The organism is Pseudophaeobacter profundi (assembly GCF_029697505.1).
Classification (GTDB): Bacteria; Pseudomonadota; Alphaproteobacteria; order Rhodobacterales; family Rhodobacteraceae; genus Pseudophaeobacter; species Pseudophaeobacter profundi.
This window is the reverse complement of record NZ_JARJEF010000006.1, coordinates 190351-210952: the sequence shown is the minus strand read 5'-3', so window position 1 is coordinate 210952 and position 20602 is coordinate 190351. Positions and strand designations below refer to the sequence as shown.

At 59.0% G+C, this 20602-nt stretch carries 19 protein-coding genes; 10 read left to right on the top strand and 9 right to left on the bottom strand.

Going from position 1 to position 20602, the window contains the following annotated elements; all coding sequences use genetic code 11:
• Nucleotides 1-72 precede the first annotated feature (72 nt).
• From P2081_RS11995 to P2081_RS11965, 7 genes are all read left to right on the top strand, one after another.
• Nucleotides 73-579 carry a TRAP transporter small permease gene (locus P2081_RS11995; RefSeq protein ID WP_278923106.1) on the top strand — a complete coding sequence of 169 codons (507 nt, stop codon included), beginning with the start codon at nt 73-75 and terminating at the stop codon, nt 577-579.
• Nucleotides 576-1862, top strand: a complete 1287-nt coding sequence (locus tag P2081_RS11990; RefSeq protein ID WP_278923105.1) for a TRAP transporter large permease — start codon at nt 576-578, stop codon at nt 1860-1862. Before P2081_RS11995 ends, P2081_RS11990 begins: the two co-directional genes overlap by 4 nt.
• A gap of 28 nt (nt 1863-1890) precedes the next feature.
• The gene (locus tag P2081_RS11985; RefSeq protein WP_278923104.1) at nt 1891-2928 is read left to right on the top strand and encodes a TRAP transporter substrate-binding protein; all 1038 of its coding nucleotides are present in this window, start codon (nt 1891-1893) and stop codon (nt 2926-2928) included.
• 60 nt (nt 2929-2988) lie between these two features.
• Nucleotides 2989-4455, top strand: coding sequence for a M81 family metallopeptidase (locus tag P2081_RS11980; protein ID WP_278923103.1), 1467 nt, complete (start codon nt 2989-2991; stop codon nt 4453-4455).
• Entirely contained in the window at nt 4455-5507 is a 1053-nt protein-coding gene (locus P2081_RS11975; RefSeq protein ID WP_278923102.1) for a D-TA family PLP-dependent enzyme, read from the top strand. Before P2081_RS11980 ends, P2081_RS11975 begins: the two co-directional genes overlap by 1 nt.
• A 58-nt stretch (nt 5508-5565) precedes the next feature.
• Complete coding sequence (locus tag P2081_RS11970) at nt 5566-5967, top strand: RidA family protein (RefSeq protein ID WP_278923101.1); 402 nt, start codon at nt 5566-5568, stop codon at nt 5965-5967.
• Nucleotides 5968-6484: 517 nt separating this feature from the next.
• Complete coding sequence (locus tag P2081_RS11965; RefSeq protein WP_278923100.1) at nt 6485-8716, top strand: histidine kinase N-terminal 7TM domain-containing protein; 2232 nt, start codon at nt 6485-6487, stop codon at nt 8714-8716.
• 166 nt (nt 8717-8882) lie between these two features.
• Here P2081_RS11965 and P2081_RS11960 read toward each other — a convergent pair whose 3' ends face one another.
• The 5 genes from P2081_RS11960 to dctP all read right to left on the bottom strand — a co-directional run bounded on the left by P2081_RS11960 (nt 8883) and on the right by dctP (nt 14625).
• Nucleotides 8883-10400, bottom strand: coding sequence for a malonate--CoA ligase (locus tag P2081_RS11960; RefSeq protein ID WP_278923099.1), 1518 nt, complete (start codon nt 10398-10400; stop codon nt 8883-8885).
• Between the two features lie 13 nt (nt 10401-10413).
• A complete protein-coding gene (locus tag P2081_RS11955) occupies nt 10414-11661 on the bottom strand; it encodes a malonyl-CoA decarboxylase (protein WP_278923098.1) in 1248 nt (415 codons plus the stop codon).
• Nucleotides 11658-12974, bottom strand: a complete 1317-nt coding sequence (locus tag P2081_RS11950; RefSeq protein ID WP_278923097.1) for a TRAP transporter large permease — start codon at nt 12972-12974, stop codon at nt 11658-11660. Before P2081_RS11950 ends, P2081_RS11955 begins: the two co-directional genes overlap by 4 nt.
• Nucleotides 12975-12979: 5 nt before the next feature.
• On the bottom strand, nt 12980-13525 hold the full coding sequence (locus tag P2081_RS11945) for a TRAP transporter small permease (protein ID WP_278923096.1): 546 nt from the start codon (nt 13523-13525) through the stop codon (nt 12980-12982).
• A 113-nt stretch (nt 13526-13638) separates the two neighbouring features.
• The gene (gene dctP / locus P2081_RS11940) at nt 13639-14625 is read right to left on the bottom strand and encodes a TRAP transporter substrate-binding protein DctP (RefSeq protein WP_278923095.1); all 987 of its coding nucleotides are present in this window, start codon (nt 14623-14625) and stop codon (nt 13639-13641) included.
• 138 nt (nt 14626-14763) lie between these two features.
• Between dctP and P2081_RS11935 the strand changes: the two genes are divergently transcribed.
• Nucleotides 14764-15417 carry a GntR family transcriptional regulator gene (locus tag P2081_RS11935; RefSeq protein ID WP_278923094.1) on the top strand — a complete coding sequence of 218 codons (654 nt, stop codon included), beginning with the start codon at nt 14764-14766 and terminating at the stop codon, nt 15415-15417.
• Between the two features lie 97 nt (nt 15418-15514).
• On the opposite strand, the gene P2081_RS11930 is transcribed toward P2081_RS11935, so the two are convergent.
• The 4 genes from P2081_RS11930 to P2081_RS11915 are packed head-to-tail and all read right to left on the bottom strand — an operon-like array spanning nt 15515 to nt 18703.
• Nucleotides 15515-16294 carry an ABC transporter permease gene (locus P2081_RS11930; RefSeq protein ID WP_278923093.1) on the bottom strand — a complete coding sequence of 260 codons (780 nt, stop codon included), beginning with the start codon at nt 16292-16294 and terminating at the stop codon, nt 15515-15517.
• Nucleotides 16291-17043, bottom strand: a complete 753-nt coding sequence (locus P2081_RS11925; protein ID WP_278923092.1) for an ABC transporter permease — start codon at nt 17041-17043, stop codon at nt 16291-16293. The genes P2081_RS11930 and P2081_RS11925 overlap by 4 nt, the downstream gene beginning before the upstream one ends.
• Nucleotides 17044-17051: 8 nt before the next feature.
• Nucleotides 17052-17822 carry a transporter substrate-binding domain-containing protein gene (locus P2081_RS11920; RefSeq protein WP_278923091.1) on the bottom strand — a complete coding sequence of 257 codons (771 nt, stop codon included), beginning with the start codon at nt 17820-17822 and terminating at the stop codon, nt 17052-17054.
• 41 nt (nt 17823-17863) lie between these two features.
• Nucleotides 17864-18703 (bottom strand): ABC transporter ATP-binding protein, encoded by an 840-nt coding sequence (locus P2081_RS11915; protein WP_278923090.1) that lies wholly within the window; start codon nt 18701-18703, stop codon nt 17864-17866.
• Nucleotides 18704-18795: 92 nt separating this feature from the next.
• Here P2081_RS11915 and P2081_RS11910 point away from each other — a divergent pair, with 92 nt between their 5' ends.
• Together P2081_RS11910 and rpsD are read left to right on the top strand one after the other, a co-directional pair.
• Nucleotides 18796-19428, top strand: a complete 633-nt coding sequence (locus P2081_RS11910; protein ID WP_278923089.1) for a TetR/AcrR family transcriptional regulator — start codon at nt 18796-18798, stop codon at nt 19426-19428.
• A gap of 323 nt (nt 19429-19751) precedes the next feature.
• Nucleotides 19752-20372, top strand: coding sequence for a 30S ribosomal protein S4 (gene rpsD / locus P2081_RS11905; protein WP_278923088.1), 621 nt, complete (start codon nt 19752-19754; stop codon nt 20370-20372).
• Nucleotides 20373-20602 lie beyond the last annotated feature (230 nt).

Below are 20602 nucleotides of genomic sequence, written 5' to 3'. Positions count from 1 at the left end.
ATTTTGTTGATTTTGCGGCTCGATTTGCAGAAGTTGTATCTGAGGTACAAATGGGATTCGGGGAGACGCATCGTGAAATCTTGGGCTGAAAAAGCCAGCGCAGGGGTCAATTCGGTTGTTGAGGGCATCGTGGCCTGCCTGATGCTGGCGCTGGTCCTGGACGTTTGGCTGGGGGTCGTGGACCGGTATTATTTCCATTGGCAGCTGCCCTGGCCGGAAGAATTTGCCCGCTATTTGATGATCTGGGCGGCGATGCTGGGGGTGTCTTGCGGCGTTGCCGGGCGCGAACATATCGGCCTGACGGCCTTTATTGATCAATTGCCCAAACCGCTACGTCGCGCCAGCCTGGTTGCGATGGATCTGCTGGCGCTGGCGCTTTTCCTATATGTTCTGTGGTTTGGCATTGCCTTTGCCAATGGGGGGGCAACCCGGCAGGCAGCGATCTTTGGCACCAGCCTGCGCCCCTATTACGCTGCAATCCCTGTTTCGGCGGCTATTGCTTCGCTTCAGCTGATTTTGGTCTTGCTGCGCGATCTTGGCACCCATGGGGAACCCATGTTTGAAGAGGATGCGGTATGATCTGGGTTCTGGCGACATTCATTTTGCTGATCCTGTTTGGCATGCCCATCGGCTTTGCCATCGGCCTGGCCGGGGTGGTCGGTCTGATCGATCTTGGCGGGGCACAGTTTCTGGCCGTCGGTCCGTCCAAGATCTTCAACGGGCTGAATGTCTTTCCCTTTCTGGCGATGCCGTTCTTTATCCTTGCCGGTGAAGTCATGAACGACACGGGTATCACCAACCGGCTGGTGGGGCTGGCGCGGGTGCTGGTGGGGCGGTTCCGGGGCGGTCTGGCGCATACCAATATGCTGGCCTCGGTGTTTTTTGCCGGGCTGACCGGATCGGCGACGGCAGATGCGGCCGCCTTTGGCCGCACGCTGGTGCCGGCAATGGTGAAAGAGGGCTATAGCCGGGACTATGCCTGCGCTGTCACCGCTGCTGGCTCTATCATCGGGCCAACCATTCCGCCCTCTGGGTTGATGGTGGTCTATGGCTCGCTGATGGGGGTCTCTATTGCCGGGCTGTTTGCGGCAGGGTTGCTGCCGGGGCTGGTGATCTGCCTGGTCTGCATGGCGGTCATCGCCATTGGCGGCAACCGTGAGAACCTGCCCAAGGCGCTGCGCGGCGCGTCGCTGCGAGAGGTCTGGCAGACCTTTGTCTCTTCGCTGACGGCGCTGGCGATGCCAGTGATCATTCTGGGCGGTATCCTGGGCGGCGTGGTGACACCTACCGAGGCGGCCTCTATTGCTGTGGGCTATGCGCTGTTCATCGGCACCTTTGTCTACCGCACCCTGACCTGGCGCAGCCTCTATGGCATGCTGGTACGGACCGGGCGTATTACCGGGGTGATCTTTGTCATCATCGCCTTTGCCGGCATTCTTGGCTGGTGGATGAGCTTTGAGCGCATCCCGCAGATGATCGCTGAAGGCGTGCTGAGCCTGTCGGACAACCGTTACATCGTGATTGCAATTATCATCTGCCTGTTGCTGATCATTGGCATGGTGATGGATATCACCGCAATCCTGATCATTCTTGCGCCGGTTCTGGTGCCCTTGACCGAACAGGTCGGACTAGAGCCGATCCACGCCGGGATCATCTTTGTGCTGGCGTTGAACATATCCTTGATGACGCCGCCGGTGGGGGCCTGCCTTTTTGTGCTGGCCTCGGTGACGGGGGAGAAGCTCGAACGGATCTCGATCAAGCTGTTTCCGTTCTTGATCGCCGAGGTGGCTGTTCTTTTCATCTTTGCGTTCTGGGAGGACGCGGCGCTCTGGCTGCCGCGCCTGCTGGGATTTGCCCAATAATCGTTTCATATCAATTGGAGGAAATAACATGAAACATCTTGCAACCTGTGCCGCCCTGGCTGGCCTGATGACAGCATCTGCGGCCTTTGCCGACAGCACCATCAAGTTTGGCCACGACAACAAGGCCGATCCATTCGAGAACCCGGCCCATGCCTGTACTGCCGTGTTTTCCAACATTCTGGAATCGGGCACCAATGGCAGTGTCGAGGTTGAGGTCTTTGGCTCCAACCAGCTGGGCTCTGCCTCGGAGCATGTGCAGCAGGTGCGGGATGGAATTTTGCAGGCAACGCTGACCTCGACCGGCGCGCTGGCCAGCTATTATCCACGTATCGATGTGCTGAACATGCCTTTCGCCTTTGCCGATAACAGCGCGACATATGAACTGTTCGACGGCGCCTTTGGTGCCGCCCTTGCGCGTGACATCGAAGAAACACTGGGCGATGTGGTCGTGCTGGGCTTCCCCGATACCGGTGGGTTCTTTGCGGTGACCAATTCGGAACGCCCGATTGCCAAACTGGCAGATTTTGAAGGCGTCCGGGTGCGGACCATGTCTCTGCCGTCGCATCAGAAAATCATGCAGGCGCTGGGGGCCGAGGCCTATCCACTGGCCTGGGGAGAGGTCTACTCTGGCCTGCAAACCGGCGTGATCGACGGCCAGATGAACCCGGTGCCGATCATCTCTTTTGCGAATTTCGCCGAAGTGCAGAAATACATGACGCTGACCAACCACCTGTTTTCGCCCTACACGCTCATGATCAACCGGGCGTTCTACGAGGCGCTTTCTGATGATGAACGCACCGTGCTGCATCATGCGGCGGAAAACTGTGTCACCGCCAGCCGCGGCATCAGCCGGATCATCGAAGCTTCGGATCGGGGTCTTGCGGGCCTGATGGAGCAGATGGAAGTGACCGCGCTCAACGCTGAGCAGCGCAGTGCCATGGCGGCAGCAACCCAGCCGGTGTTCGAGGCCCATGTGCAGGAAAACCTGGACGCCAAGGCCGGCGAACTGCTGGAGCTTCTGAAGGCCAATGTCGCCACTGCCAATGGCAGTGTTTATCTCAAGTAGTTGTGAAAATGCGGGCCGGGGGCGCAGTGTCGTCGGCCCCAAGAAAATAGGTTTTCCAAAATGCGTGTCTTTTGTGCGTCCGTTGCGACGGAATGCAATACCTTCTCGCCGCTGCGCGCTGATTTCACTGATTTCGCCCAGAGCTTTTACGCCGCTCCGGGGGAGCATCCGGAAACGCCAACCCTGTGCAGTGCGGTTTTTCCAGCGCTGCGCCGCCGGGCTGCTGCCGGCGAAATAGAGCTGATTGAAGGCACCGCGACCTGGGCCGAACCGGGGGGCATCGTCAATGCACCGACTTGGGACCGGCTGCGCGACGAAGTGCTGGATCAATTGCGCGCGGCGCTGCCGGTACAGGCGGTTGTCCTGGGGCTGCATGGTGCGATGATCGCCAGCAATTGCGTCGATTGTGAGGGGGTGCTGATCGAACAGGTGCGCCAGATCGTTGGGCCGGATGTCACCATCGGCGTCAGCTTTGATCCGCATAGCCATCTTAGCGACAGGCGTATCGATAACGCCGATATCATCACTGTTTTCAAAGAGTTCCCCCATACGGATTTTGTCGAAGCGGCAGAGGCCTGCGTTGAGCTGACATTGCGCGCGGCGCGCGGCGAAATCACGCCTGTGCTGTCGGTTTTTGATGTGCGCATGATGGATGTGCTGCCCACCAGCCGTGACCCGATGCGCGGTTTTGTCGATAGGATGATCGCGCTTGAGACGCAGGGCGTGGCGCTGTCGATTTCGGCGATCCACGGGTTCATGGCGGGGGACTCTCCTGATCTTGGCGCCAAAATGATTGTCATAACCGACAATGATCGCGCCGCCGCAGACCAGCTGTCGCGGCGACTGGGGATGGAGCTGTTTTCCTTCCGGGGGGCGGCGCGGCCCGAATTCTTACCAGCTGACGAGGCGCTGCAACGCGCGGCTGCAGCCCCCAAAGGCCCGGTTGTTATTGCCGATGTCTGGGATAATCCCGGCGGCGGCGTGGCGGGGGACAGCACCCTTATCCTGCGGCAGGCGATGGCGCTGGGGCTGCGTGATATTGCCTTTGGCACCATTTGGGATCCGATGGCGGTCCGGCTGTGCCACGCGGCGGGAGAGGGGGGGCGGCTGAGCCTGCGGTTTGGTGGGAAGACCTCGCATTCGGCCGGTGATCCCGTCGATGGCGAGGTGCTGGTGAAACGGGTGCAAAAGGACGCGGTGCAGAGCTTTGGATCCTCGGTTGTGCCGTTGGGGGATTGTGCGGTGATCGAAATGGACGGGATCGAAATCGTGCTGAATTCAAACCGTGCCCAGGCCTTTTCGCCGGATCTGTTCACCGGCCTTGGTATTGACGCAGCTGCCCGCAAGATTCTGGTGGTCAAGTCGACCAACCACTTCCACGGGGCCTTTGCGCCACTGGCGGCTGATATTCTGTATGCGGCGGTTGATGGGCCCTATCCAAACGATCCGCGTACGAATGCCTATACCCGCGTGAACCGGAAGCTCTGGCCGATTGTTGACGCCCCGCATGAGGAAGAGGTGCTGTAATGTTTCCGGAAATTGACACGCCGGCGGTGCTGATCGATCTTGATATTGCCGAGGCAAATATCGACCGTTTCCAGGCGCATTGCGATGCCAAGGGGCTGCACTTGCGCCCGCATATCAAGACCCACAAACTGCCGCAGCTGGCGCGCAGGCAGATTGCGGCGGGGGCCATTGGCATCACCTGCCAAAAGATTTCCGAAGCCGAGGCGATGATCAGCGAAGGTGGCATCGAGGATCTGCTGCTGACCTATAATATCGTCGGCAAGGCCAAGTTGGCGCGCCTGCGCGCGCTGGCAGAGCGGGTGCGCCTCTCTGTGGTCTGCGACAATAGTCAGGTGGCACAGGGCCTGTCAGCGGCCTTTCAGGACGCACCAGGCCCTCTGGATGTGCTGGTTGAATGCGATACCGGTGCCGGGCGCTGTGGTGTCCTCTCGCCCAAAGCGGCGGCTGATCTTGCGGATGTCGTGAATGATCTGCCCGGTCTGCGCTTTGCCGGGCTGATGACCTACCCCCCGGTTGGCCACGAGGCAGAGGTGCAAGACTGGCTGGCCAATGCTATCGCCTTGATCGAAGCCCGCGGGCTGTCCGTGGGCGTTGTGTCAAATGGTGGCACACCGGGGATGTGGCAGGCGCAGGCCGTGCCCGCCACCACCGAATACCGCAGTGGCACCTATGTCTACAACGATCGCTCTCTGCAGGCGCGCGGGGTCTGCGGCTTTGCCGATTGCGCCCTGACGGTTTTGGCCACCGTGGTGTCGGTGCCCGCTGCGAACCGGGCAATCATCGACGCAGGATCCAAGGTGCTGACCTCTGACCTGCTTGGCCTGGAGGGGTTTGGCCATGTGCTGGGGCGCCCCGACATATCAGTCGCGGCCCTGTCAGAAGAACACGGTACGCTGAGCGCACAGGCCATTGGCCTGCAGGTGGGGGACCGGCTGCGCATTGTACCCAACCATGCCTGCGTTGTGACGAATATGCTGGATCAGATCGAACTGGTCCGCGGCACCACCCGCCTTGGCCCGGTGCCGGTCCTGGCCCGCGGCCAGGTCTGGTGAACGCCCGCGCCGCCCGCTTTCTTTCTCAACTTAGCTACACTCAATCAGGAGTTTTAACATGAGCAACCCGGCCCTTCGCCGCTTTGATACCGCCGACGCCCAGGCCGGCGGCCAGAAACGCCCCTTCGCCAAGGCTGTCCGCGCCGGCGATTTTGTCTATATCTCGGGGCAGGTGCCTACCGTTGACGGCGAGGTCGTGACCGGTGGCATCGTTGCCCAGACAGAGCAGGTGGTCGTCAATGTCAAAGCCGCCCTGGCCCTGGCCGACTGCGACCTGAGCGATGTCGTCAAGGTCAACTGCTGGCTGGATGATGCACGCGATTTTTCCTCTTTCAATGCGGTGTTCGAAAAGCACTTCATTGATCATCCGCCGACCCGGTCGACCGTACAGTCGCCGCTGATGGTCGATGCCAAGGTCGAAATCGACGTGATCGCATGGAAGCCTGTCGCGGCAGACTAAAAGCCGGTCCAAAGCTCTGCTGCGGCTTCGTAAAGGCGCCGCACAGGCCGCGGGGCTTTGGCACCATCCGCGCCGTTAAAACCTGGCGCAGCTTGCGGCCGGGGGCAGGCGTCAGACAGACCAGGCGATGGCAGCTATCTGTCTGGGGATCATAGCAAAAGCGCGGATGTCGGCGCGCAAAGGCACCCGCAACTGGGCAGCTGCCATCAATTTATCGTAAAAACATTCTGGTCCAGGCCCCGGTCGCGGGGCCTGCGTTTCCCTTTGGGGCATGGTTCCTTCGGGTGGCGGCCAGGCCTTGGTGGGGAAATCCCACTTACGGCCTGGATCAAGCCTGTCCTATTCTTGTCTCGCCATTTGCCGCAGCGTGATGAAATTTTACAATTTTCCACGCTGCCGACCATCGATATTAATAGGTTTGCAATACATTTTCATCTTATTGGGGTAACAAATTCCGTATCGTTATGAGAGCAATAGTGGAGTTTATGAAACTTCAACCCGAATATCATGATCATCTATGACCTGCCTGAACAACCTTGAGGTAAACTTGGCCTCTGGCTCTGCAGCCGTCCTTTGGGTGGTCTGTTTCTTTGTCATGGTGGCGGTGGCGCGAAATAACCCCTTTGGGGGGCAGCCTGCTTTTGTTTTGACACTGGCTGCGATGCTGTGGTGGCTGTTCACTGTTGGCTTTGATCTGGCATCGCCCAGCGAAGGCTGCAAGATTGGCTGGTCTCTGGCGGCATGGCCGGGCATCATCTTGCTGCCCATTGCCTGGACCTTCTTTATTTTCGACTACACCCTGAACACCACGCAAGAGCGCCACCCGATCCGACTGTTTACCTATATCGGGCTGCCGGGATTGGTGAGTGTAATTGCCCTGACGAACAGCTGGACGCAGTTGCTCTATGGGCCGGATACCCATCTGGTGACCGAAGAGAGCAGCCACTATGTCGTCTTTGACCATGGGCCGATATTTTACCTGATTGCTTCCTGCCTGTACCTCTTCATCATGGCCACCCTCGGGGTGCTTTGCCTTGCCTTATTGAAATCAAAGAAGGTTATCCGTCCTTTCCTGAGCGCGTTGTTCGTTGTCACTGCTGCTCCGGTGGGCGCCAATCTGGCCTATATTGGCTGGGGGGTAACGCTGTTTGGCTTTGATCCGACGCCGTATACTTTTGCGGTTTCGCTGATCGCATTGAGCTGGCTGTTGCTGAACAATTCGATGATGGACACGGCGGCCCAGGGGCAGGCGCTGATTTTCTCTGCCACGCATGATCCGGTCTTGCTGGTGGATGGGCGCGGGCGGCTTGCGGATGCAAACCCTGCGGCGCGGGCTCTTTTTGGCCTGCACATGCCGGGGCTTGGGGACAGGATTGACCGCTTGCCGGGCATTGGGCCAGTGATAGAAGAGCTGATCCATACCAAGGTTCGCTGCGCGGCAGAACCAATACGGATTGGTCATCGCATCTTTGATCCGCGTGCCTTGCCCATTGAAAGCCCGATCCAGACCACAACCTCGCTGCTGGGGTGGTCGGTTTCTCTTGTCGATATCACTGAAAGAGAGCGCACTGCCGAAGCCCTGCGCGCTGCCCTGGCCCAGGCCGAAGCTGCCAACCGGGCAAAGACGCATTTCCTGGCAAATGTCAGCCATGAGATCCGAACGCCATTGAACGGGGTGCTTGGCATGGCAACGGTGCTGAGCGAAACAAGGCTCGACGAGGAGCAGAAAGACTATCTGCAGGCGATTGAAGATTCCGGGCGCGTCTTGCTGTCGACAATCGGCGATGTGCTTGACCTGTCGAAGATCGAAGCTGGCAAAATGGAGCTGGAGAACAAACCCTTCCTGCTACGCGACGCTGTGAATGGCGCCTGCAATCTTTTCGCGGGGGTTGCCAAGGAAAAGAGCTTGCGGCTTAGCGTTATGGTCGATCCGGATTTGCCACAGACAATTGTTGCAGACGAATATCGCCTTCGCCAGGTTCTGCATAATCTGGTGTCGAACGCCGTCAAATTCACGCAGGATGGGGGCGTTACTATCATAGCAGAACCAACCGAGGGCGGCACGCTGCTGTTGCTTCGGGTCTGTGATACTGGGCCGGGTGTCCCGACGGCAGCGCGTGATACGATCTTTGAACCCTTCCAGCAGGCGGATGGCAGCGATGCCCGCAAATTTGGCGGTACGGGTCTGGGACTTTCGATTTCAAGACAACTTTGCCAGGCGATGGGCGGCAGTCTGCAATTGGCTGCAGAAACGGATCAGGGGGAAACCTTTGAAATCAGATTGCCACTCCAGTCGGGGGCTGATCTGGTGGCGGGGCCAAGCCGTGGCGACGCGGCGTTGCCTCTTGGCTCTGATCTTCCCGAGCTTGCCGTTCTGGTGGTGGATGACAACAAGACAAACCGGCTGATCCTACAAAAATTCCTGGCTTCAACCGCCTGCCGGGTTGAAACCGCGGCCAGTGGCGGCGAGGCGGTGGATCTGGTTAGCAGATCGGCATTTGATGTGATCTTGATGGATATCCAGATGCCGGGGATGGATGGTGTCGAGGCCACCCAGAAGATCCGCTCTGTTGAACAGGCCAAGGAGCGCGATCCCAGTTTTATTGTCGCTGTGACAGCCAACGCAATGCCCAAGCAGATGGCCTATTACCGTGCCACGCATATGGACGACGTCCTGGCCAAGCCGGTCTCAAAACCACAGTTGCTGGCGATGATGCAGGGGGTCAGCCGTCGGGCCGTCCAAGTCTGACTGCATGGCATTTGCGTTGCCAAGGCCAACCTGCCTGAAAGCGTCCGCAAGCTGGTTGGGAATGCCATCAGAAACCGCCCGGAGCAATTCTCCCTTCCCGAGGGTTGGCCTTCGCCCGGAAGGCCAACCCTGCTGGGTCTGCAATAATGTTATTGGCGCGCTGGCCCTAGGCCCCTGTGAACATTGATTGATAGCTGTCGCGTAGGATGTTCTTTTGTACTTTGCCCATCGTATTTCGGGGCAGCTCTTCCAGAACAACCAGCTTTTGCGGGTGCTTGAACCGGGCAAGCGACTGTTTCACCGCCGCCATGATGGCGTCAAGATCGGGGCTCTGGCCTGCTTCGGGGATGACGATGCCAACAACAGTTTCGCCAAAATCGGGATGCGGCACGCCGATAACGGCGCTTTCCAGCACGCCGGGCTGGTCATCCAGCACGAGTTCAATCTCTTTGGGGTAGATATTATAGCCGCCAGAGATGATCAGATCCTTGTTGCGGCCGACAATCTGCACATAGCCATCGGCATCAATGCTGCCCAGATCGCCGGTGATGAAGAACCCGTCGGCGCGCAGCTCTTCTGCGGTTTTCTCCGGCATCTGCCAGTAGCCCTTGAATACATTGGTACCACGCACCTCGATCTGGCCGACCTCGCCATCGGGCAGCGTGTTTCCGGTTGCCGGATCGGTGATCTTCAGTTCGACCCCAGGCAAGGGGAAGCCCACCGTGCCGGCGCGTCGCTCGCCCTCATAGGGGTTGGAGGTGTTCATGTTGGTTTCGGTCATGCCATAGCGTTCAAGGATCCGATGCCCGGTGCGACCCTCGAATTGGGCATGGGTTTCGCTCAAGAGCGGCGCAGAGCCGGAGATGAACAATCGCATATGCGCCGTCAGCGTGCCGGTGAAACGGCTGTCGCCCAACAGCCGGGTGTAGAAGGTCGGAACCCCCATCATCGTGGTGGCCTGGGGTAACATCTCGATGATCTGGTCCAGATTGAAACGGGGCAGAAAGATCATGCTTCCACCCGCCGCAAGAGTGATATTTGTCGCCACAAACAGCCCGTGTGTATGGAAAATCGGCAGGGCGTGCAGCAGCACATCCTCGGCTGTGAACCGCCAGTGTTCCACCAGGGTCTGGGCATTGGACAGCAGGTTTTCCTGCGTCAGCATCGCCCCTTTGGAACGCCCGGTTGTGCCAGAGGTATAGAGAAAGGCCGCCAGATCATCCCCGCCGCGCGCTACCGTTGCAAACTGCTTGGGGCTATTGTCTGCCAGGGCCATCAGGGATCCGGTGCCATCGTCATTCAAGGTTTCCAGTGTCGCGCCCAGAGAGGTGGCAATCGGCGTCAGGGCCGCTGCGCTGGTGCCACCACAGACAATCAGCGCAGCGCCGCTGTTTTCAATGAAATAGGTCAGCTCATCAACCGTGTAGGCGGTGTTGAGCGGCAGGAAGACCAGCCCGGACTGCACACAGGCAGCATAGAGCGCCAGCGCCTCGGGGGATTTTTCCACCTGAACAGCAACCCGATCACCGGGTTTCAGCCCGCTTTGCACCATGACATTGGCGATCTGCGCTGCCCGCGTGAGAAAGTCCTGATAGGTGACAATATCGCCATTTGACAGGTGTAAAAACGGTGCGGTCTTGCCAGCGTGGACCCCAAAAAGACTGTCATACAAAAGGTTTGCCATTGGATTGCCTTTCTTAGGCTTGCGATTGCGCGGCGGATTTTGCCAGCGCATGAACTGCGGTCGAGGCCACGACCTCTTTGCCTGCGGCAAAGGCTTCGTGGTTTTGGGCGATATTTTTCAGATCGTATAGGTAATTTACCATTGCGCCGCCAGATTGGGCCTGCCCCTTTTGCGAGGTATCCGCATCGGCGTGCACCGCATGCACGATGGCACCATTGCCAAGGTGAAACCGCGCTACCGGGTCAAAGGGCGCACCGCCGCGCCCCTTTGCCGTCAGCAGGTAGTGCGCGGCGCGGGCCTGCATGTCCTGCGGCGTGGCGGGCTGCCAATCGGGGTCCTCCTGCGCGAGCCACTGCATCAATCCCGGAATGGGCGAGAGGGTGACAAAGGTGTCCAGCCCCGCCAGTTCTGCCGCCAGATCCGATGCAACCTGCTTGATCAGAGAATTGCCAAAGGAAATGCTGGCCAGCCCGGCCTGACAATTTGAGATCGAATAGAACACCGCCGTATCGGCATCTTCGGCGGGCAGGGGGGTGCGGTCTTCAGCCAGCAACATCTGGATAGAGCCGGGAATGCCACGGGTCAGGGCCACTTCGACAAAGATTAGCGGCTCATCCGGCATTGCCGGGTGAAAAAAGGCAAAACAGCGCCGGTCGGCGGGTTGCAACCTGCGGCGCAGATCGTCCCAGCTGTGGATGGCGTGCACCGCCTCATAGGCGATGATCTTTTCCAGAATATATGCGGGGCTTTGCCAGTTGATCGGGCGCAGCACCAGAAAACCACGGTTGAACCAGGACGCAAAGAGATGGCGGAAATCCTGATCCAGTGCTTCCAGTTCTGGCATGCCCTTGCCCAGTCGCAACAGATCAGCCCGCATCCGCACCAGTGCCTCGGTGGTGCCGGGTATTCGGTTGATCCGGCGGATCAGCTCCTGACGGCGGGGCTCTGCTGCGGCCATAAAGGCCCGGTAACTGGCTTTGGAAGGATCCTGTTCATAGGCCGCCAGGGTGCTGCGCACCGCATCTGGGTCGATGTTCAGCGCGGTGGCGATATGGCGAAAAAACGCCAGCTTCTCATCATCATTCATTGCGGCGAAGCGCGATAGCAAATCCCCCGCCAGCGCCAGACCAGAGGTTTCGTCGGCCGAGCCAACCAGGGCTTCGGCCAGGTCTTCGGCGGGGCGATCATCGCGTACCTGTCGCGCAGGCTGGCGATAGCGCCGTTCGAAAACGGTGGAAAGGAGATCGGCCAACAGGGTCATAGTGCTGCTCCCATTACATAGTTTGGTAACCAGGTGGCAATTCCGGGGAAAAGGCATAGCAGCACAATGGCCAGCACCATACAGGCCACAAAGGGCAGTGATCCCGTCAGGATGGTCTTGAGCGAGATATCAGGCGCAATGCCGTTGATCACATAGAGGTTCAGACCGACAGGCGGAGAGATCAGGCCGATTTCCATGTTTATGGTCAGCACCACGGCAAACCAGATCGGGTCAAATCCAGCGGTGTCGATGATCGGCAGCAGGATTGGCGCCGCCATCAGGATCACCGCGACCGGCGGCAGGAAGAAGCCGGCGATCAGCAGAAAGACATTCACTACCCCCATCAGGACCCAGCGGTTTACATCCAAGGTGCCGATCCATTCGGCAATCGACTGGGTGATGAACAGCGAGCTGAGCATATAGGAAAACACGCCGGCCGCCGCGATGATGAACAGAATCATCACGGATTCCTTGGTGCTGTCGCGCAGCACCACCCACAGATCCGCCGGATGCCACAGCTTGTAGATCACCATGGCGATCACCAGGCAGAGCAGGGCCCCGACAGCCGCTGTTTCAGATGGCGTGGCGATGCCGCCATACATGGCGTAAAGCACCCCAAGGATAATGGCGAGAAAGGGCAGGACGCGGGGCAGGATCTCAAATTTCTGTGCCCAGCTGTAGCTGCCCGCGCCCAGGCGCGCGGCATCACCCGATTTCCAGGTAGAATAAAGTGACCAGGCCATGAACAGCCCCACCAGCATCAGCCCCGGCAGCACACCGGCAAGGAACAGCCGCCCGATAGAGGTTTCGGTTGCGATGCCATAGACGATCATGGTGACGGAGGGTGGGATCAGGATGCCCAGGGTGCCGCCCGCCGCGATCGACCCGGCGGCGACGCCATCGGGGTAGCCGCGTTTGCGCATCTCGGGGATGCCCATCTTGCCGATCGCCGCACAGGTTGCAGGCGACGACCCGGACATTGCCGCGAACAATGCGCAGGCACCGAGGTTGGAGACAACCAGCCCACCGGGCACCCGCGTCAGCCAGCGCTCCAGCGCCTCGTAAAGATCGGCACCGGCGCGGGTAGAGGCAATCGAGGCCCCCATGATGATGAACATCGGAATGGACAGCAGGGCAAAATTGTCCAGCTTGCCAAACAGCAGTTCGGGCATCAGTTCTAGCGAGCGTGCGCCATCAAATACCAATAGAAATCCGGCTGAGACGATCAACAGCCCGATAGCCACCGAAACGCCAGAGAATAGAACGAGGATCGTGACAATCGCCACAAGCCCGCCAAGCAAGAGAGGATCCAAGGGAGTTACTCCAGACCAAAGGGTTTTTCGATGCCGAGCAGCACAGCAACGAGGTCGGCGATAAGTTGCAGCAGGAACAGGCCAAAGCCGATGGGCAGGGCCAGATAGGGAATCCAGAGGCGCACGCCCCAAACGGTGTCTGATCGCCAGCCGCGTTCCCAGGCGAAATGCCAATACTCGGCGCCGTAAAACAGCATCAGCGCGACAATGGCGATCGACAGGCAAGAGGTCATGATGGCCATGACCAGGCGCGGGCGTGGTGGCAGTGACAGCGGGATCAGATCCACATTCACATGACCGCGCAGCCGCTGAACATAGGGCAGGCCAATCAGGGTGGCGGCGATGATCAGATAGATCACCGCTTCGGTCTGCCAGACGGTCGACCCGTTCAGCACGTAGCGGACAAAGATCATCTGACAGGTGATCGCCACGGCCGCGACGATCATGCCGGCGGCGCACCAGCCGGCGATGTTGGACAGCATCGCGACAAGGCGCAGAAACAAGTTGTTGCCGGATTGAGCAACGGGTACCGAGCTACCATGACCTGACATGATTGCTTCCCCCTTATATAGGTGTGTTTTTCGTCGTGCGGGGGCAGCATTTCACGGCTGCCCCCGACGAGATGAAAGCTATGTGCGCCCCAAAACAGGGTGCTCAGCGTTGGCTATTCGACAGCCAGCGCCAGATCGAGCAGGGCCTGCCCATCCGGAACTTCGGCGACGAATTTGGCATAGGATGTTTCCTGTGCCAGGGCGCGCCAGGCGGCAAAATCTTCGGCTGACATTTCAGCGATTTCAACACCTGCATCGCTGAACACCTTGGCTGAGGCCGCGTCTTGCATCTTGGCCTCTTCCAGATAGAACGCTTCGGCCTTTTCGGCTGCGGCACGCAGGGCGTTTTGCTGATCTTCGTTCAACCCGTCAAAGGTGCTCTTGTTCATCAGGACCGGCTGATACATGAACCACAGCGCCACATCGCCCGCCGGGGTGTAGCATTTCACCTGTTCATAGACCCGGTAGGATACAAAGGACGAAGACGATGTATTGGCGGCGTTCAACACCCCGGTCTGCATCGCGTTATAAATCTCGGATGAGGCCATAGAGGCAATCGAGGCCCCGGCGCCGGCCAGCATCTGTTCAAAGGCCTTGCCCGCCGCGCGGGTTTGCAGCCCTTTCACGTCGTCAGGGTGGGTGATGCATTTTTCAGTGCCGGCAAAGCCACCTGCCAGGTAGCCATGCACCAGCACCATAACATCATCCTCAGCCATCTTGGCCTCCAGGGCCTCCATGAAGGGGGATGCGCTGAGACGGGCGGCATGGTCGTGGTTCTTTACCAGCCCCGGCATCAGGGTCAGGTTATAGGCCGGCTGCTGTCCGCCCGCATAGCTGAGCGGCAGAACGGTCATGTCCAGCTGGCCGCGGCTAAGCGGCTTGTATTGCTCGCGCGGTTTGAACAGCGATTTGGAGCCAAAGATCTTGATGTTCAGATCGACATCGGCAGCCGCCACATCATCCGCGATCATCTGCGCAACTTGATGCCGGATATCCTTGTTCGACCACTGGTGCGACAGGCGCAATTCAGTTGCATTGGCCATGCTGGAAAGCGCCATCATCGCAACTGCGGCGCCGGTCATTAGCAAATTCTTTTTCATGTCATCCTCCCTAGGTGCCCATGATTTGAACTATGGGCTGACCATCGCAAGCATCGGTGAATGGCATTCAAAGTCAATCTTTTTGTATACAAGAAATAACATATTGCGCACAAATGCGCGACTTGCTACCTGTTTCATATGGGAATGAAGCGCGCAGATATTATTGCACAAGAACTGGAAGAGGCGGTTTTTTCTGGTGAATTCCAGGATGGAGACCGGCTGGATGAGATCAAGCTGGCGGCTCAGTTCAATGTGTCACGCACCCCCATTCGTGAGGCGCTGCAAAAACTGGTGAATTCAAACCTGGCGGAACAAATCCCACGGCGCGGGGTCTTTGTGCGCCAGCCCGGCCCGGTAGAGCTGATGGAAATGTTTGAAACCATGGCGGAGACAGAGGCCGTCTGCGGTCGCCTTGCCGCGATGCGCATTTCCGACACCGCCCTGGCAGAGCTGGAGGCCGCCAACCGCCGCTGCAAGGAGGCGATAGAGGCAGGCGATACCGATGGCTATTACCTTCATAATGAACGCTTTCACCACATCATCTACCATCAGGCGGGCAATGCCTATCTTGAATGTGAGGTGCTGAAACTGCATCGCCGTCTCAAACCTTATCGCCGGATGCAGCTGCGGGTGCGGGGCCGGATGGAGCAATCCATGACGGAGCACCTGGCGGTGGTTGCCGCCCTGCGTGCCGGAGATGCCACGGAAACGGCCAATATCCTGCGCGACCACATTGCGATCCAGGGCGAGAAATTTCACCATCTGATGGCCGGCCTCAAGATCGGTGCTTGACGGCCATGCGGCTGTTCTGTGTGGCGGCAGTCTGGCATTGACCGCCGCCATATTGGGGGCTGGGCTTGGGGCGCTTGGGGCAACAGGCGGCAGCTGATTAGCGCCGCAACGTCGGCCCCATGTTTTCAAATCGTTTGAAGGCCAGGCCAATCAGTGCCGCGATGACCATATAGACCAGGGCGAGCAGCAAGAGTGGCTCGTAGACGATAAAGGTATCCGCGCGCACCCGTGAAGAGACGGCATAGATTTCAACCACGGTGATGGTGGCCACCAGCGGTGTCGCTTTGAGCTGCAGGATGGTTTCGCCGCCCAGGGTGGGCAAAACGTTGCGGATGGCCTGCGGCAGCCAGATGCGGCGGAACATGGTGAATCGCGGCATGCCAAAGGATTTCGCCGATTCCAGTTGCCCCTTGGCAACCCCGGAAAAGGCGCCACGCATCACTTCGCCCTCATAGCCGGCATAAGACAGGGTCAGCGCCAGCACCGCATAGGGCCAGGCCTGACGCAGATAGGGCCAGAGTTCGCTTGAGCGGATCCAGGGGAACTGCGGAAACAGCGATCCCAGCCCATAGTACAGCAGCCAGATCTGCAACAGCAGTGGCGTGCCGCGAATGACGGTACAAAAGATCCGTGCCGGGGCCGAAAGATACCAAGGCCCGATGGCCTGGGCCAGCCCAAGGGGCACGGCCAGCAAAAAGCCAAGCACGGTGGTGACTGCCAGGATCCAGAGCGTAGTCCAGAGCCCTTCGAGCGCGAGCGGCGCATATTTTGGCAACCAGTCCCAGCGCATCGACAGCGCGCACCACAGGACAAAAGCGGCAAACAGGGCCATCAGCACAAGGCGATGGGGCTGCATAAGAGACTTCAAACCAGTCATAGGCCCCCCTGTCTCAACGAAGGTTGGCCGCGGCGGGCCCATTTCTCGATGCGGGCAAAGACCACGCCAGAGCAAAGTGTCACCATCAGATATAGGCCGCCAGCAGCAAGGAAGAAGGTAAAGTATGAGCGGGTGCTGCTGGCAGCCTGCTTGGTTTCAAGCGTCAGTTCATTAAAACCGACAACCGCCAAAAGCGCCGTGTCCTTGGTTGCAATCAGCCACAGATTGGCCAGACCCGGCGTGGCAAAGGCCATCAGTGCCGGGATGGTCACCCGGCGCAGGGTCAGCAGGGCGGGCATGCCATAGGCGCGCGCCGCCTCGATCTGGCCGGGCGGGACCGCCTGAATGGCACCGCGCAGAATTTCGGTGGCATAGGCGCCCTGAACAATGCCCAGAACCCAGATGCCAGCTACCACGCCGCTGATCTCGACCCGGCCATAGCCCATGAACTGGGCCAGTTTGTTGATCAGGTCGGTGCCAACATAATAGAGGATCAGGATCAGCACCAATTCCGGTACTGCCCGAATAACGGTGGTATAGATGGCGAGCAGATCCCGTAGAATTGGCCCGCCATATAGTTTGCCATAGGCCCCAAACAGCCCGATCACCAGCCCCATGCCAAAGGCCCCCAGCGCAATCTGGAGTGAATTTGCCAGACCGCGCAGCAGATTTGCGCCCCAGCCTGGGGAAGAGAGCGACAGCAAGGCCGCAGTCTCAGTGAGACCGAGCGTTTCGAGGATCAGTTCCAAGGGAAGCCTTATTCGCTGTAGATGCTGGCGTTGAAGAAGCGCGCGGTGATGGCCTCGTGTGTGCCATCTGCCAGAATGGCGGCAATCCCGCTGTTCAGCGCAGCCTGCAGATCTGCATCGCCCTTGCGGATGGCTGCCCCAACGCCAAGACCGAGGATGGCGGTGTCATTGGCAACGGCGCCCTTGATCTCGCAGCAGGCGCCCGCGTCAGAGCCGACAAAGTCGGCCATGGCGATGCTGTCCGCCTGGGTTGCGTCGATCCGCCCGGCAAAGAGATCCTGGTTGGCTTCATCCTGGGTCTGATAGACGCGGATTTCGGAATCCTTGAAGTATTCCTGGGCATAGGTCTGGTGGATGGTCGAGGCCTGAATGCCAACGATCTTACCTGCCAGCCCTTCGGGCGTGGGCGCGATATCCATGGATTTATCTGCTACGATCACCGCCGGAGTGTTGTAGTATGGGTTTGAAAAATCGATGGTTTTCAGGCGCTCTTCGGTGATCGACATGGATGCCATGATGGCGTCGATCTGCTGACCTGTAAGCGACGGAATGATGCCATCCCAGGCCACCGGCGTCAGCACGCAGTCCAGTTCTGCGGCGGCACAGACCGCATCAATCACTTCAATTTCCCAACCAACCCAGGTGCCGGAGGAATCCAGCGATGCAAAGGGCGGATAGGGTTCGGCGGCGATGCCGATCTTGACCTGATCAGCCTGGGCGGCACCAGCGGTGAGGGCCGCAAGCGACAGGCCTGCGGCCATAAGTGTTTTCAAAGACATTTGAGATCTCCCTGTTTTGGATTTGTTTTTCTTGTTTGTCGTTACGAGACGGACTGGAGGAACTGGCGCAGGCGATCGGATTTTGGATTGCCAAAAACCTCGGCCGGGGGGCCCTGTTCTTCGATCTGTCCTTGATACAGATAAACCACGTGATCAGCCACTTCGCGGGCAAAGCGCATCTCGTGGGTGACCAGCAACATTGTGCGCCCTTCGGCAGCCAGGTCGCGGATTACTGTCAAAACTTCTCCAACCAGTTCGGGGTCAAGCGCGCTAGTAGGTTCATCAAACAGCATTACCGAAGGATCCACCGCCAAGGCGCGGGCAATCGCGGCGCGCTGCTGCTGGCCACCAGACAAAAAGGCCGGAAATGAATCTTCCTTGTTGGCCAGCCCGACGCGCTGCAACAGGGTACGGGCCTGGGCGATGGCCTCAGCTCGTGGTACCTTCAGCACATGGATTGGAACTTCGATGACGTTTTCCAGCAATGTGCGGTGGGTCCAAAGGTTGAAGGATTGAAACACCATTGCAAGGCGGGTGCGGATCCGCTCAATCTGGCGGCGGTTGGCGGGGCTGCCATCGGCGCGCATCTCGATTTCTTCGCCATCAATCACGATCTTACCCGCAGAGGGCGTTTCGAGGAAATTGATGCAGCGTAACATGGTCGATTTCCCCGAACCGCTGCCGCCGATGATGGCCACCACATCGCCCTGCTTGGCTGTGAGGGAGACCCCTTTGAGGACCTCTAGTGTGCCAAAGGATTTATGTAGCCCCTCAATTCGCACGGCGTCCTGTCCGGACTGGCCTTGCGCGGCAGAGGGGGGGCGGGTGCCGGGGGTCGCGGTGGCTGCGGGGTCGGGATCTGCGCTGGCAGCTGTTGGCATTGTCGGGCGTCCTTGGTTATTGGGGGTAGTAAGGCGTAGTTGGCTTAATTATGCAAGTGTATAATTAGCTTGACGCCAGGGAGAGGGCAGGAATGCAGGAAGAGCGCCGAAAATTTACCCGCGAAAGCGCGGATGAACGCAAGCGGGCCTTGATCAACGCAACCCTGGAGCTGGTGGCGGACAAGGGGGTGCGCGGTGCAACCGTGCGTGGCATTGCCGAGCGGGCCCAAGTCACGCAGGGGCTGATAAGACACTATTTTTCCTCAAAAGAGGACCTGATAACCGCCGCTTTTGAATACCATATGACGCAGATGACGGACCAGACCTTTGCTCCGGCGGCTTCGGTCACGGACTCGGCGCGGGCGCGGCTGCGGGTTTTTGTGAAATCCTCGCTAGAGCCGCCAGTGGTGGACCCGCGCTCCATTGCGCTCTGGGCTGGGTTTCTGAACAAGGTGCAGCACGATGCGCAGATGAAGGCGACCCACGAGCGCACCTATGTCTATTTTCGCGATCAGCTAGAGGCCTTGATTCGTGCCGCCTTGGAAGAGGCCGGAATCGCCGCAGCGCCGGAACGGTTGTACCAGCTGGCAACTGCCTGCAACGCCTTGATCGACGGGCTATGGATGGAAGGCGGCGCACTGCCCGAAGCCTTTGCCCCCGGCGAGCTGCCGCAGATCGGGCTAACCTCGGTTGGGGCGATCATCGGTTTGCCATTGGAACCGTAGTCTGCGCGACACTGTTCTGCCCGAACTGTTCAGACGGGGATGCCGAAAGTGCCGGGGCGGCAAAAACCGGGGGAAGCAGTGTTGACTCTGTCTCCGTTGCGCCTATAAGCGCCTCTTCATTGGTGTTGGTGGACCCCGCAAGGGGAAACCTGTCATAGGTGTGGATCTTCGGACCCAACCCTAAGAGGACAACGCCCTTCGAATGTTGCGGTGAACCCGGAGCAGGTTAGCATTTTGGCTGGCATGTGCGAAAGCAGATGCAGCTGAACAGTGACAACCGGTTTTGGCAGAGCCCGTAACGCCATTTATGAAGGAGAACAGCCGTGACTAAACGTACGTCTGCCAAGTATAAAATTGACCGCCGCATGGGCGAAAACATCTGGGGCCGCCCAAAGTCCCCAGTCAACCGTCGTGAATATGGCCCCGGCCAGCATGGTCAGCGCCGCAAGGGCAAGCTGTCCGATTTCGGTATTCAGTTGCGCGCCAAGCAGAAGCTGAAAGGCTACTACGGCGATATCACCGAGAAGCAGTTCCGTCGCGTTTACGCCGAAGCTGAGCGTGTAAAAGGCGATACCGGTGAAAACCTGATCGGCCTGCTGGAGCGCCGCCTGGATGCCGTCGTCTACCGTGCAAAATTCGTACCAACCATTTTTGCCGCACGCCAGTTCGTCAACCACGGTCACGTCACCGTGAACGGCCAGCGCGTGAACATCGCCTCTTACCGGGTGAAAGAAGGTGACGTAATCGCCGTGCGCGACAAGTCCAAGCAACTGGCTGTTCTGCTGGAAGCCGTTGCCCTGGCCGAGCGCGATGTGCCTGACTACATCGAAGCCGACCACTCCAAAATGACAGCCACATTCGTGCGCGCCCCCGGTCTGGCCGATGTGCCTTACCCCGTTGTTATGGAACCAAACCTGGTCGTGGAATTCTACGCCAAAAACTAATCCCGTCGCCCCTTTGGGCGCTGGATTGGACTGTTTTGCAAAGGGCTGCCTTCGGGTGGCCCTTTTTGCGTATTGCGCTTTGCTGACGCCCGGCGCGCTGCACGATTGAGCCAGATCAGCGCCTGTCACGGACAGGATGTGGTATAATCATGATCTGACCCACGCGGAAAAGCAGTTGTCTTTTGCCGGGACTCGTCGCTACCGTATGGGAAATCGGCCGGGCCAGTTTG